The organism is Fischerella sp. JS2, assembly GCF_032393985.1.
Lineage (GTDB): Bacteria > Cyanobacteriota > Cyanobacteriia > Cyanobacteriales > Nostocaceae > Fischerella.
Window position 1 is genome coordinate 5,917,388 of sequence record NZ_CP135918.1, and the last position, 14,072, is coordinate 5,931,459.

Sequence of the window (14,072 nt, forward strand, 5' to 3'; positions counted from 1 at the left end):
ACAATTTATGCAGAAAATAAAGAGATGGGGAGATGGGGAGAGAATTTCCCCCTATCATCCCATTACATAATCCTCACCGTCCCTTCGTCCAAAGTACTAGGTTTGGCTTCTTAGTTTCTTGGTGACTTGGTGGTTCATTCTACTCTAGGAGAAGCCGCTACCAAAGGATACCCCGCTTCGCGTATACGTGTCTACATCCCTAATTTATGCAACGCCAAAAACTGTATTAATTCGCCAACAGTCAGTATCTTAGAATCGCCAGCAGATTTTGAGCTAATTGAGATTGCTGCAAAATAGAAGCTATTTATCTTGATGATGCTGAATAGCAATTAATAGTGACCGTCGAGAAGTTGTAAAATTTTTGTTAAATTGGCGAACATCTATATTAATTTGATAGTTTCTCCATAGGCTTAGTAAGGTACTTAGCATGACGGCAACTACTTCCAAGGCAACTTCAGCGCTTCCCAATTTTTACGAAGGAATTCAATATTTTGGTGAAGCGTTACCGGAATTTGAAACATATGGTGCAACTCCAGTCATAGAGTCAGGAAAAGAAGCGATCGCCAACCCAGAACAACCAGCAGCAGTATACCAAACCTTGCTAGCTGCCGATGCTTTGCGTTACCTGACACTACAAATTACCGGAAGTAAAGCCTCTGGACACCCTGGTGGTTTCGCTTCGCAAGCGGAAGCTTATGCTGCTTTGGTCATGCTCGGTTACAAAAATATTATTACGGAAGTGGGACACCATGCCCCTGGATTTTATAGTGCCATGTTCTTAGATCGCTCTTTAGAAGACATGGGCATTTATACAGTACAACAACTGCGCGATCGCTTTCGAGAAAAACATGGACTTTTGGGACACCTGTCTGGCTACATTCCCGGTATTCTCGCACCAGCAGGTCCCTTAGGACAAGGGCAACACTTCGCGATGGCTGCTGCTTTGTTAAATAAAGACAAGCTATTTCCCTTCACAGTTGGCGATGGAGGACTGGGTGAACCTTATGTCATGAGTTCGATAGCGCACTTCCACACCGCTTATCCTGGTGTGACAAACTTTTTACCAGTGTTGGTGTGGAATGGTTACAGCCAGGAACACCATAGTATGGTATCCATCAAAACCAACAAACAGATGATGACATACTGGCACGGTAATGGTTTTGAAGAAGTAGTGTTAGTGGATGCCAAAGATTTTGATGACAAAGACCAACCGGGAGATTACGTAGATAGTACCGCTTTTTCTTTTGCCCAACGCCTTGCTTTCACCCAAGCAGTGCTTTTAGGTATAGACGAAGCTGCGCGATCGGCTTTGAGTGGTAAGCTAACTGTATTCATCATTAAACAACTCAAAGGCGCAGGCGTTCATGCCCGGGGTGCAAAGTCTCATAACCTTTATCCCAAAGACACGCTGGATGCACCCCATATTGTAAACGCCTTGAAAGAACGCGCCTTACCTCTGGAAGCTTGGCAAATCGTACGGACAAACTGTGAACGTGCAGGTGGAGGCCCAGCAGCGAAAACAGTAGTTACCGAATTTGAGTATCCCTTACCAGACTTGGGTGAATTGCCTTTAGAAGAGTATGCTGTAAGCGGCGATCCGAAAGTTTCCACAACTGCAATGGGACGTTTAGTTGCAAAAGTTGGACAAATCGATGAAAACTTCCTTGTCACCAACGCTGACGGTAACGAAGCATCAGGTATTGGTAACATTAACCAAGCCTTAAAAATTATCCACCCCACCACTGACGACTTATACAACCAAGCACCAAGCGGACAAGTTTACGAACCTCTGAGTGAAGATGCTTGTGCTGGGTTAGCTGCGGGTTTGTCGTTGATGGGCGCTAGAAGTTTGTGGTGTTCCTACGAATCTTTTGCTATTAACGGTTTACCAATTTGGCAAACTGTCACCCAAGCAATGGCAGAATTGCGACGTCCCACTCCCTCGACAATTACATTATTCACCGCCGGCGCATTAGAACAAGGACGCAACGGTTGGACTCATCAACGTCCAGAAATTGAAGCTTACTTCGCTGCGATGATGCGAAATGGTAATGTCTTCCCATTGTTTCCCCCCGATGCTAACAGTATTCAAGTTTGTTATGACTGGGCATTGACGACCAAAAATAAGGGAATTGTCATTACTGCAAGTAAGTCGCCATTGCCAATTCGCACTACTTTTAATATGACTCGTCATGGGTTACAAGATGGTGCAGTCGTATTGCAAGAAGTTGCTGGAGATAAGCAAGTAGTGTTTGCTGTGATTGGCGACATGACATTAATTCCGGTGTTTGAAGCAGCAGCTTTCTTAGAAACAGAAGGTATCGGTGTGAAGATAGTTTCTGTTATTAACCCCCGCCGTTTGTATCGTCCTCATGACATAAGTTGGGATACCTGCACTGAACCTGATGGTGGTTTTATTGATGATGAAAAATTCGCCGAACTATTTGCAGGTGATGCACTAATTGGTGTAACTGGAGGTGCGGCGGCGATGTTAGAACCCGTCATGCTGCGGAGTACAAGCAAGCGTGATACCTTTGCGTGGCGACGTGGAGAAACAACAGCAAGTGCAGGTGAGTTGATGGCGTTTAATGGTTTGACTGCGGAGGCGTTGACGAAAAGGGCAATTGAATTAGTGCATTAAGACAAGAGATTTCTAAATATAAAATTCTCAAGTGTAACCGCAGTTTTACAAATAATAGCGCTGATATAGTCGCTGTTGGTTATGTATAACTGCGGCTTTTGTTTTAATTTTAATTGTGTTAAAGTTCCCATTCCGCTCCTTGGTTAGCAAAAAAGATAATATTTTTGCCCACCTGCGGAACGTGGGCTGTATGCTAGGAAAGCAAAATTTTTTTGTTACATGAGTTGAAACTGAACATATTGCAGTAATCTTAAAAACGCACAACATCTTTTCCTTAAATAAATTCGGGTCTGATAGCTGAAGTCTACTTCAGTAAACTTATCCTTTGTGTAGAGTAAGAAAAAATCTTAACCTAAATAGAAATATTGACATGGCACTGGAATCTGCTGTTGGTGAAGTCGCAATCGAACAAAATTTAAAGCAATTTCTCCTGGTACTCTCGGTTTCCCTAACTGTGGCGACTTTACCGCAAGTATTTAGCTGGTTTCGCCATATTCCCTACACATTACTTTTAGTGATTGCTGGGTTGGGGTTAGCCCTAGTAGATGTACGATTAGTTAATCTTTCTCCAGAGTTAATTTTGGCGATTTTTCTGCCACCTTTATTATTTGAAGCCGCCTGGAACTTAAAGTGGTCTAACTTGAAGCAAGATTTTATTCCTATCTGTCTGTATGCAGTCATAGGAGTATTAATTTCTATTGCGGGTGTAGCACTGGGTTTGAATCTTGTGGCAGGAATACCCGTAACAACAGCACTGTTAGTGGGAGCAAGTTTATCGGCTACTGATCCTGTTTCGGTTACAGCTTTATTTAGAGAACTAGGGGTAGATAAACGCTTGACAACATTGATGGAAGGCGAGAGTTTATTTAATGATGGTATGGCAGTTGTTGCCTTCAGTTTTTTAGTTGCATTGCCTTTGGGAACAGCACAACTGGGAATTCAACCTGTAGTGGTACAACTATTTACGGTTGTTGGCATTGGTTTAGCTGTAGGTGGTTTGATTGGGTTTGGTATTTCCTATCTCACCCAAAGATTTGATTTACCATTGGTGGAACAATCTTTGACTCTTGTTTCTGCTTACGGAACTTATATCATTGCCGAAGATTTGGGTGGGTCGGGTGTAATAGCAGTTGTGACTATTGGCTTGATTTTGGGTAACTTTGGTTCCCGAATTGGCATGAACCCACGAACACGGATAATAGTCAGTGAATTTTGGGAATTTTTAGCTTTTTTTGTGAATTCAATAGTGTTTTTGTTGATTGGTGATCAAGTTAAATTCGTTGACTTGGCAGAAAATCTGACAATTATTGCTGTGACTATTGCGGGAATGGTTTTAGCACGGGCGATCGCAATCTACGGTTTAGGGTTTCTTAGTAATCGCCTTGCTAATTCTAATATTCCCTTATCAGAACAAACTATACTCTGGTGGGGAGGTCTACGAGGATCTGTCTCTATTGCCCTAGCGTTAAGTGTACCGAGTATCTTAAGTGAACGAGAAGACCTGATCAACACAGTATTCGGTGTTGTTTTATTTACTTTATTAGTGCAGGGATTGACTACCAAGCCTTTGCTAGAAAAACTCAAACTTCTAGGTGATCAGCCTCTGCGACAGCAATATTTAGAATCTATTGCTCGTCAAACTGCGCTCAAACGTGTCTTAAAATATTTGGGACAAGTAGAAGAACGTCCAGGATTAGAGCCGGAGTTTTACCGCTATCAAGAAACTTTAATTAAAGGCGAACTTGAACGTTTAGAAGAACAAATTGATAAATTACACAATGAATATCCTAATCTGCGAGACTTCACTGCCGAACAGTTGCGAATGGAATTACTTTCGGTAGAAGCAGACACTTACGCAGAATTTGTGCGATCAGGTCGGTTAAATCAAGAACTTGCGCCTTTGCTTGAGGATGTTCTAGAAGAAGGACATTAGGAAAAATCGGTAAAGGATGGGGAAAGTATTTTTATACTTCCCGTGGTTGATGCAAAATTTACCTACCTTTATTTAAGGTAATTAAACTGTGGCTAACGCCAATAATTACACTTGCCCGCATCTACAGCCAAATGAATTAAATATGCCAGAATTTGCCGGAGAATTACCTATTAGTGAACCAGCGTGGAATGCGATCGCATCTGTTGAGCAGATCCAACGCCAAGATCGGAGTATAGATTTTAACTGTGGTGTTGCTCGCCTGTCTCTCTACATAGTTGCTCCCAACCTTATACGTGTACGCTTTTCACCTACGGGAAAATTTAGACCCAGGCGTTCCTGGGCTGTTACGCTGAAAGATGAGGAGTGGCCTGTTGTAGCTTTTGATATCCAAGAAACAGGAAACGAGGTAATCATAGAAACCGAAAAAATTCGGGTATGCGTTCAGCGTCATCCTTGTCGGGTTCAGTTTTTTGACAAAGCAGGTCGTCCTTTTGCCCAAGATACAGGTTTGGGGATAGGTTGGCGACCACTGGGAACAAATAAATCTCAAGTTGCTTGTTGGAAGCAAATCGAGACAGAAGAAAATTATTATGGCTTTGGAGAACGGGTAGGATTACTGAATCAAAAAGGTAAGCGTTTTACTAATTGGACAACGGATAGCTTAGATTACACTACGCTGACAGACGCAATGTATCAAGCCATTCCGTTTTTTATGGCGCTGCGTCAGGGAGTAAGCTATGGTTTATTTTTTAACACTACCTTTTGGAGCCGCTTTGATGTAGGGGTTGACCAACCAGATATTTTGCGATTGGAAACCGTTGGTGGAGAACTGGACTATTACATTATTTACAGTCCCGAACCCGCAGAAATAGTTCAGACTTACACCCAATTAACAGGGCGAATGTCGCTACCGCCAAAATGGGCTTTGGGTTATCATCAATGCCGTTGGAGTTACGACTCTGAATTAGAAGTCCGACAATTGGTACAGCAATTGCGTCAGCGCCGTATTCCCTGCGATGTCATTCATTTAGATATTGACTACATGTTTGGCTACCGAGTATTTACGTGGAATACCCGACGATTTCCAGATCCCCAGAAATTACTTACTGACTTAGCAGAGGATGGCATCAAAGTTGTTACTATCATCGATCCGGGAGTGAAATTTGAACCCCAAGCAGATTACGCCGTCTATGATCAAGGTTTAGAACAGGATTATTTTATCCGCAGGGCTGACGGTAAAGTTTTTCATGCCTATGTCTGGCCTGGTCGGGCTGTTTTCCCAGAATTTTTGCGCCCAGAGGTGCGTCAGTGGTGGGGAGATTTGCACCGTAATCTTACTGATGTTGGTGTGGCTGGGATTTGGAATGATATGAATGAGCCAGCCATGAACGATCGCCCCTTTGGAGATGAGGGGGGACAAAAAATATTTTTCCCAATGGATGCACCAAGTGGTTCTGAGGATGAGCGTACAACTTATGCCGAAACTCACAACCTCTACGGCTTTATGATGGCTCGTGCATGTCGCGAAGCAGTGGAAAAATTGCGAGAGCGATCGCGTACTTTTGTATTGACCCGTTCTGGTTACGCAGGTGTGCAGAAATGGTCGGCAGTATGGACAGGAGATAATCATTCTCTTTGGGAATATCTAGAAATGTCCCTACCGATGCTCTGTAATTTAGGTTTATCTGGTGTAGCATTTGTTGGGGCAGATATTGGGGGATTTGCGGGTGATGCCACGCCAGAATTATTCGCCCGTTGGATGCAGACAGGAATGTTGTATCCGTTTATGCGCGCCCACTCAATGATTAACACTAAGCGTCATGAACCTTGGGAATTTGGGCCGCAAGTAGAAGCAATCTGCCGTCAATATATTGAATTGCGCTACCGATTACTACCTTATATATACACTCTGTTCTGGGAAGCAGCGACCACAGGCGCACCAGTTTTGCGACCTCTGGTTTATCATTATCCAGATGATGCCAAAACCTACGAATTATACGACCAAGTACTTTTAGGCTCATCCCTCATGGCAGCACCCGTTTACCGACCAGGGGTAGAACAACGCCTGGTTTACCTACCAACAGGAATTTGGTACGACTGGTGGACGGGAGAATCTTACCAAGGTGCAACCTATATTCTTGCCGATGCACCGATAGAAAAGATGCCCATCTACATCCGTGCTGGCTCAATCATTCCCCTTGGCCCAGTAATACAGTATGTAGGCGAGTCACTCCTCAATCAACTACGGTTGCGAGTCACCCCAGGTAGAGGCGAATGGACACTGTATGAAGATGACGGAGATTCTTTTGCCTACCGTGATGGCGCTTGGTCAACCACAACCTATCGAGTGTATTTAGAAGATACACAGGTAGTAGTAGAAATCCAAGCGAGACAAGGACAGTGGACTCCCCACCCACGCAACATCATTGTTGAGGTAGTAGGTAAAGGAGAACAAGAATTTGTCGATGATGGTTCTGCACGTCGCCTAATTTTTTCTTGATTAACGTGAGTTCGACGAACTAAAAAACGGCATGCTTGCCAAGAAATAAATTTCTTGACTTAAAGCTGAAGTAAGCTTTAGCTTACTTAAGGTAATTTATTACTCCGTTTTAACTGAGTTTGGCTATTAGCCTGGAACTAAAGTTCCAGGTGTACTCAGGGAAGGGTTAAAATTTCCACACCATCTTCTGTGACAGCAATTGTATGCTCAAATTGTGCCGAGAGTTTGCGATCGCGTGTTAAAGCAGTCCAGCCATCACTTAAAACTTCAACTTCCCAAGTACCTTCATTAATCATCGGCTCAATAGTAAATACCATACCAGGTCTAAGGGCTCTACCTTTACCTCGTGTGCCGTAGTGGGGAATATCTGGTGCAGTATGAAAAATATTGCTAATTCCGTGTCCAACAAAGTCTCGCACTACAGAAAAACCCTGTGACTCAGCATATTCCTGAATCGCAGCACCAATGTCTCCAATGCGTGCGCCTGGTTTCACCTCAGCAATACCCCTTGTGCGACATTCCTCTGTCACCTCAACTAACTTTTTAGCAGTAGGTGAGGGTGTACCAACAAAGAATGTCTTGGATGTGTCACCGTGATAACCATCCACAATCAGTGTGACGTCAATATTGATAATGTCACCATCCTTAAGAATCTGCTTGGCATTAGGAATACCATGACAAACCACCTCATTGACACTGGTACAAATTGACTTAGGATAGCCTTTGTAACCAAGAGGCGCACTTTTAGCCCCATGTGCTTGTGTCCACCGTTCTGCTTCATCGTTGATTTCCAAAGTGCTAACTCCTGGTTTTACCATTGGTTCCAAATGGTGTAAAAGTTCGGCTGCTAAGCGACCAGCCTTACGCATTTTCTCTAGTTCTCTTTGGGATAGAATGACAATAGTTTGATTTTTCATATATTTTTAATTATCATTAATCATCAACAATTGCGGTTAGCCCCGTTTCAGCAGAACGCCTCGCAGCATCCGCAACCTTAAGAGTATACAAGCTTTCCTCTGGGGTAACATACAACGGAGTGCCATCAAAAAGATGGTCTAACACCATATTTGTATCTTTAGCAAATAATCCTCGGCGACTACCAACTTCTATAGGTGTGGTTTCGTCTGCTTTAACTAAAACTCCAGTATTACCATCGAAAATTAGTCCTCCTTTTTCACCATGAACCTCAAACCTGCGTTCTGGTTGCCACATAGTTTCGCCTTTAGCATAGATTACTTGTGCTAGCAGTCCACTGCTAAAGCTCAACTGAGCGACACAGAAACAACTTTGATAATATTCTGTTTCCCTTGCCCAAAAACGATTGTGACAATTGACTGTGAGAACTTGACCAAATAAATCAGTCAAGCGATGTAATCTTGAAAGCGCACCCATTAAGGGAAAACCAAAAAGTTCATGGCTATAAGTCCATTTTTGAGGTGCAGGATGTTCAGGTTTAATAGTGTTGTAGCGCACATAAAATACTTGCCCCACTTGTGGTAAATTTTGCTTTAGGGCTTGATGCACACCACCCAAAAGTTCGATGTGTTCTACATGTAAGAGTTTATTATGGATTTTTGCTAGGGCAATAAGTTCCTTGGCTTCTGTCAAATTTAAAGCTAGGGGATATTCAACAATTACGTGCTTTCCACTAGATAGTGCTGATGCTGCGATCGCACTATGTTCTCGATTCACAGTACAAACGATTACCAAGTCCACATCATCTCTAGCTACTAGTTCTACCCAAGAATTCATGGCTTGACACTGAAATTCTTCAGCAAAAGCTACTGTTTTTATGGGTCTGTTTCCAGCAACAGCAACAAGGTGCGATCGCTGATCACAACTTAATGTCTCTGCGCGTAGCTTTGCCGCATATCCAGTACCAACCAAACCAATACGCACTTTTGTTTTATCCATTGTTACTATTTTTGGGCAAAGCAAATTAATCAAGTCAGAAGGCAGAAGGCAAAAGGATTAAAATTAATACTTCATCCTTCTTGTGTTAGCCAAGTGGGTTTGCAGTTTAATTAGATATTAGTATCATGAGATGCTATCGGTAAATTAAACGATGTATTTACACATGCAAAATTTTTTTCCAGATTATAAATTTATCTAATAGTTTAGCTATTCGTTGTCTTATTTTATAAGTAAAACTTATTGTTATCAAGTAACTAAATTTCATTACTAATCGGCTTGAAATTCCGGTTACATCCCTTTCTTTTTCTCGTAGTATCAGAAGTGAAGCAAAATATAACAAACGGCTAATCCTATAGGAGTAGCCGGACTGTTTGCTTCAAGATAACTTATACTGCCGCTTGCAAAAGAGAGGATTACTGCATGGCAACTTACAAAGTTACACTCGTTAACGAAGCTGAAGGGCTAAATACAACTATTGATTGTGACGACGATACCTATATTCTAGACGCTGCTGAAGAAGCTGGTCTAGACTTACCCTATTCTTGTCGTGCTGGTGCTTGTTCCACCTGCGCTGGTAAACTTCTATCTGGACCTGCTCCAGACCAATCTGACCAATCATTCTTAGATGACGATCAAATGGAAGCTGGGTATATTCTGACTTGTGTAGCTTACCCAACCGGAGACTGCACCATCGAAACCCACAAAGAAGAAGACCTCTACTAAAAATTAGGCGCCTCACACCTAAATCTCTTGCAAGAGTTTATCAATGTCCTAAAAATAGGGAAACAAAAAAGCAGCACAAACAGAAAATAAGTTTTCTTCTGTTGTGTCTGCCCTGAAAACCTAATTTGGCAAAAATTCAAGTTGTATCTTAGCAAGACGGCAGGCAATGCATTTACGTGCGTTCCTGCCTTATTGATTTGGTAGTTAGTGCAGCTAGCAACATAGTAGACAAAAAGCTTGTATAGCAACAAGCTTTTTACCTAAATGATAACTGCCTTCTTTCACTAGTTTAACAAATCATGCGGGAAGTCCCCATGTGTAGCGTAGTGCAACTTGGGGACTTCTCCCACACAGGTGAAAGCAGGGGCAACTATGATCTCCTCAAATTTAGCGATCGCCTGCTGCACGACAGACAGTTGCGATAAAGCATATTTCCGGGAACAGTCTTGATCAACAACGGACACATTCAAGTGATCGCACATGAAAATGGGCAACACTATAACCAATATATTCTTCCTGGTTTTATTGATGCCCACGTTCATACCGAAAGTTCTATGCTCATATCAACTGTGCGATCGCTTCTAGTGTGGCTCATGATTCCTACAATATCTTTAGATGTGAGGAAGTACAGCTAGCTATTCTATTGCCCCTACAACGCGGTTCATTTGAAACTTGCTGTTTTATGTACAGAGTTTAAATTTGTTAATTTCATGGTGTTGTTAAGGACTTGAATTTGAGTACCAGGATAGTAAAACTCAAGTATTTTTGCTTTCGACCAGCCTCGTTTAGCTAAGCTTTGCGCACCTGTTTGACTCAAACCAACTCCGTGGCCTAGTCCACCGCCAACAAAAGCATATCCCCACAGCCCTGGTTGACCTTTATTAAGGGGTTGCAAGTAAAATAGTGTACTAACGGGGGCAGCAAAAGCACTGCGGACTTCATCTTTATATAAGTAAAACGTACCAATATCAGTATTAACTGCGAGTTTGAGAATACGTCCGCTTCTACTACGTTCTACTACTTGCATCCCCTTGATGGTTTTAAATTTAGCATAGGGACTATTTTTTACTTTCAGAAATTTCTGTAAACCTTTAGTAATGTCTTCTAGTTTGGTTTCTCTACGCCATCGGAAAAGATCCCACTCGCTTTCATTAAAACCTTTTTTCAGGCTGATAAATCTTTGAAAATTATTTTCATCCGCGAGATTCTGCCCAGGTAAGTTCCAAATATTACTGGGAGAATCGATAATGGGTTGCAGATAAGGACGATCATCTCCATTCCAAACGTCGCTAAAAGCGGCTGTTACACCGCCAGTAGTAGAAGAATAAAGAGCGTCTACCAACTCATCATTGTAAGTTAGTACCATACCCCGTGTAGTAGCGATCGCCTGATCTGTAACGGCAGTGGCTCCCTTCAATCCATAATAAACTTGACAGTGAGTGTCAGCACACAAGTGATACCCATCTGCTTCAAATCTACGTATATTTCGTAAAGCATAAGTACGAGCAATAATTGCTTGTGCTTCCATTGATGCTTTTGGAGCTTGCGTACCAATTTCATAGGGTACTACTCCACGTAGGTATGTTTCTAAAGGTACTTCATTTACTAAGGTGTAAGTACCGTAAGCATTTGACTGTAACTGTAGACTCCCGGTATAAAGTCGAGCATTCTGTGGTTTCTTGCCTTCGTTTACCTTAATTAAATTTTTATCGCTGTTAATTTCTACATAGTTACGACTGTAACGCTTGCCATCTATTACCCAGCTAACTTGTGGTACTTGTTGGAAGACTCTTGTAGAAATAAATACTTTTTTCTTGCCAGCAGCCTGCAAGCTTTCTAATAGTAGGCGACGTAGCAGAGGAGTGCTATAAACATCCCGTTTTGCCCATACTTGCCAACGTTCTGGCTGAGTTATTTCTACTTCTATACCCTTGGCACGCCAATTTCTCGCGCTATCTTCAGCTGTTTCATAAGTACGGTAGGTTCCCAGCACCACCCGTTCCTCAACTACTGGTTGTGCTAACCGTTGCATTGTCACTTCCAACTTAATCGGTTTGTTTGTAACCAGAGTTTGCTGCTGATTATTACCTTTTTGAAAATTTAGCCGCAAGCGATCGCCCTCTGTGGGTTCAAGTAGCAACTGCTCTTTCGGATCATCTCCAAATCGCTGTACAATCCCAATCCTCAGTTCTATGTCATTTGCCAATCCCTCAGGACGCGATGCAGCCGTCAAGCCCAATAAACAAAATGTTGTCAGTACAGTATACGAACAACGCCAAAGCGATATTTTCATATAAGTAGATCCGCAGCCAGTGTCATCTTAAATTTAGACGACGAATTTCTTTTGTAGTTTAGTAGCTTTATAAGGTTATTTAGCTATTAATGTTCGTTATATTTTAAACTCTTTTAACATTTTACTTGCAACTTAAACTCATAACGACTATGATTTATATAGATGACTGGGAAATAGCTATTATGGTAAGAGTCCAAGAAATACCTTTAAATCAGATTAGGCGACCCTTGCCGCGCCAGAATGATCCCAACAAAGTGCAAGCCTTAATGAAATCAATTGCTGAAATTGGACAGCAAGAACCGATAGACGTGATAGAAGTAGATGGACAATACTATGGCTTTTCTGGCTGCCATCGTTATGAAGCTTGTCAACGTCTAGGCAAAGAAACAATTTTAGCCCGAGTCCGTAAAGCACCTAAGAGTGTGCTAATGAAGCATTTGGCATAATAAGTCATTTGTCCTTAGTCATTAGTCATTGGCATCAACAAATGACCAATGACAAACAACCATTAACTATAACCAGGAGAAAACTATGCAATCTCTACCAGTAAACATTGGTATTGACGAAACTAACAGAGCAAAAATAGCTGAAGGGTTATCTCGTTTACTAGCTGATACGTACACTTTGTATCTGAAAACCCATAATTTTCATTGGAACGTTACTGGGCCCATGTTCCAAACATTACACTTAATGTTTGAACAGCAATATACAGAATTAGCTATGGCAGTTGATTTGATTGCTGAACGTATTAGAGCGCTTGGTTATCCAGCGCCAGGAACCTATAGTGAATTTGCTCAACTCAGTTCAATACCAGAAACATCTGGAGTACCTAAAGCTACGGATATGATTCGCTTACTAGTGGAAGGACAAGAAGCCGTGGTACGGACTGCACGATCTATTTTCCCCATAGTAGAAGAAGTAAACGACGAACCCACAGCCGACTTATTAACTCAACGGATGCAAGTGCATGAAAAAACTGCTTGGATGTTGAGAAGTTTACTGGAAGAATAGTTAATAGTTAGTAGTTAATTAATAGTGGTTAATAGCCAACTACTATCTACTAATGTACAGACGCGATGTTCCTCGCGTCTCTACTAACCACTAAACTAGTATGTAAGAATGCCCCAAACTGATTTAACCCAAACGTTACGAGATTTAATGCAACGAGTGGGCATTTTGAGTTATAAAACACTCAGTCGTACTGCTGGCGTTTCCGAACGACAAATTTTGCGGCTGCGGCGGCTTGGAGTTGAGCAGATGCGTGTAGATGTGCTGCTCAAGCTGTCGCAGGCACTGCAAATATCATTACAGGAATTAGTGGCAAATTTTTCTGGACAAGAATTATTACCAAATAAAGCCACACCACCTCAAGAATTATTGCAACAAATCACAGATTTAAAAACAGAGTACGACCGCCTACAATTACAACTACAGCAGCAGCGTTTGAGTTTGCAGCAAGAGTTCCAGCACTCAAGTTTACAACTGCTGGAATCTTTGTTATTGCAATTTCCCACAGCAGCCCATAAAGCGCGAGAAAATCCCCACTTAAGTGCTGTCAACATTATTCCCTTGGTAGAGAAACCCCTAGAAAGACTTTTGCAGGAGTGGGGAATAGAAGCGATCGCATCTGTAGGAGCAGAACTATCCTATGATCCCCTGTTGCATCAATTAATGGATGGCATTGCACAACCAGGAGATATTGTTAGGGTACGCTACACAGGTTATCGCCAAGGGGATAAGTTACTTTATCGAGCCAAAGTCAGTCCCTTATGAAGAGTTGTTTATTAAGAGTTAGTTCTTTGTTTATACTAACGAAGAAAAAATACCCACTGTTAAGATATGAAAATTTTTGGGAATACTAAAATAAATGTGAATCAGATGTTATGTATATGATGCAGCAAAGTAAACTACATTTAATTGGTGTTGCATATTTGCAGGATGATTTTATTTTCTCTTTTAATTGAAAAACTTAATTCTTGCCATTATTGGCATCTTGGCGATTCATTATTCATCCCCATTTTATACAATACCATTTAATTAAATACAAATTATAGTCTAAATATTTTGA

At 41.8% G+C, this 14,072-nt stretch carries 12 protein-coding genes; 8 read left to right on the forward strand and 4 right to left on the reverse strand.

The genetic code is table 11. The annotated features are described in order from the left end of the window. The first annotated feature begins 427 nt into the window (after positions 1-427). From RS893_RS25390 to RS893_RS25400, 3 genes are all read left to right on the forward strand, one after another. A complete protein-coding gene (locus RS893_RS25390; RefSeq protein WP_315788405.1) occupies positions 428-2,641 on the forward strand; it encodes a phosphoketolase in 2,214 nt (737 codons plus the stop codon). Positions 2,642-3,011: 370 nt separating this feature from the next. Then, a complete protein-coding gene (locus RS893_RS25395) occupies positions 3,012-4,574 on the forward strand; it encodes a Na+/H+ antiporter (protein ID WP_315788406.1) in 1,563 nt (520 codons plus the stop codon). A 142-nt stretch (positions 4,575-4,716) separates the two neighbouring features. Next, complete coding sequence (locus tag RS893_RS25400) at positions 4,717-7,074, forward strand: glycoside hydrolase family 31 protein (protein WP_315792095.1); 2,358 nt, start codon at positions 4,717-4,719, stop codon at positions 7,072-7,074. A gap of 155 nt (positions 7,075-7,229) precedes the next feature. Here RS893_RS25400 and map read toward each other — a convergent pair whose 3' ends face one another. Together map and RS893_RS25410 are read right to left on the reverse strand one after the other, a co-directional pair. Beyond that, a complete protein-coding gene (gene map / locus RS893_RS25405) occupies positions 7,230-7,991 on the reverse strand; it encodes a type I methionyl aminopeptidase (protein ID WP_315788407.1) in 762 nt (253 codons plus the stop codon). A gap of 16 nt (positions 7,992-8,007) precedes the next feature. After that, a complete protein-coding gene (locus tag RS893_RS25410; protein WP_315788408.1) occupies positions 8,008-8,988 on the reverse strand; it encodes a Gfo/Idh/MocA family oxidoreductase in 981 nt (326 codons plus the stop codon). Between the two features lie 420 nt (positions 8,989-9,408). On the opposite strand from RS893_RS25410, the gene RS893_RS25415 reads away from it, so the two are divergent. Further along, a complete protein-coding gene (locus tag RS893_RS25415) occupies positions 9,409-9,711 on the forward strand; it encodes a ferredoxin (RefSeq protein WP_315788409.1) in 303 nt (100 codons plus the stop codon). A 284-nt stretch (positions 9,712-9,995) separates the two neighbouring features. Here RS893_RS25415 and RS893_RS25420 read toward each other — a convergent pair whose 3' ends face one another. Further along, the gene (locus RS893_RS25420; RefSeq protein WP_315788410.1) at positions 9,996-10,175 is read right to left on the reverse strand and encodes a hypothetical protein; all 180 of its coding nucleotides are present in this window, start codon (positions 10,173-10,175) and stop codon (positions 9,996-9,998) included. A gap of 6 nt (positions 10,176-10,181) precedes the next feature. On the opposite strand from RS893_RS25420, the gene RS893_RS25425 reads away from it, so the two are divergent. Next, a complete protein-coding gene (locus tag RS893_RS25425; RefSeq protein ID WP_315788411.1) occupies positions 10,182-10,346 on the forward strand; it encodes an amidohydrolase family protein in 165 nt (54 codons plus the stop codon). A gap of 26 nt (positions 10,347-10,372) precedes the next feature. Here RS893_RS25425 and RS893_RS25430 read toward each other — a convergent pair whose 3' ends face one another. Beyond that, positions 10,373-12,004 carry a SpoIID/LytB domain-containing protein gene (locus RS893_RS25430; protein ID WP_315788412.1) on the reverse strand — a complete coding sequence of 544 codons (1,632 nt, stop codon included), beginning with the start codon at positions 12,002-12,004 and terminating at the stop codon, positions 10,373-10,375. A gap of 182 nt (positions 12,005-12,186) precedes the next feature. On the opposite strand from RS893_RS25430, the gene RS893_RS25435 reads away from it, so the two are divergent. The 3 genes from RS893_RS25435 (at position 12,187) to grpE (ending at position 13,777) form a co-directional block, all read left to right on the forward strand. Continuing rightward, entirely contained in the window at positions 12,187-12,450 is a 264-nt protein-coding gene (locus RS893_RS25435) for a sulfiredoxin (RefSeq protein WP_315792096.1), read from the forward strand. A gap of 85 nt (positions 12,451-12,535) precedes the next feature. Then, positions 12,536-13,015: a Dps family protein gene (locus tag RS893_RS25440; RefSeq protein ID WP_062245724.1), complete on the forward strand. Its 480-nt coding sequence runs from the start codon at positions 12,536-12,538 to the stop codon at positions 13,013-13,015. 108 nt (positions 13,016-13,123) lie between these two features. Further along, positions 13,124-13,777: a nucleotide exchange factor GrpE gene (gene grpE, locus RS893_RS25445; RefSeq protein WP_315788413.1), complete on the forward strand. Its 654-nt coding sequence runs from the start codon at positions 13,124-13,126 to the stop codon at positions 13,775-13,777. Positions 13,778-14,072 lie beyond the last annotated feature (295 nt).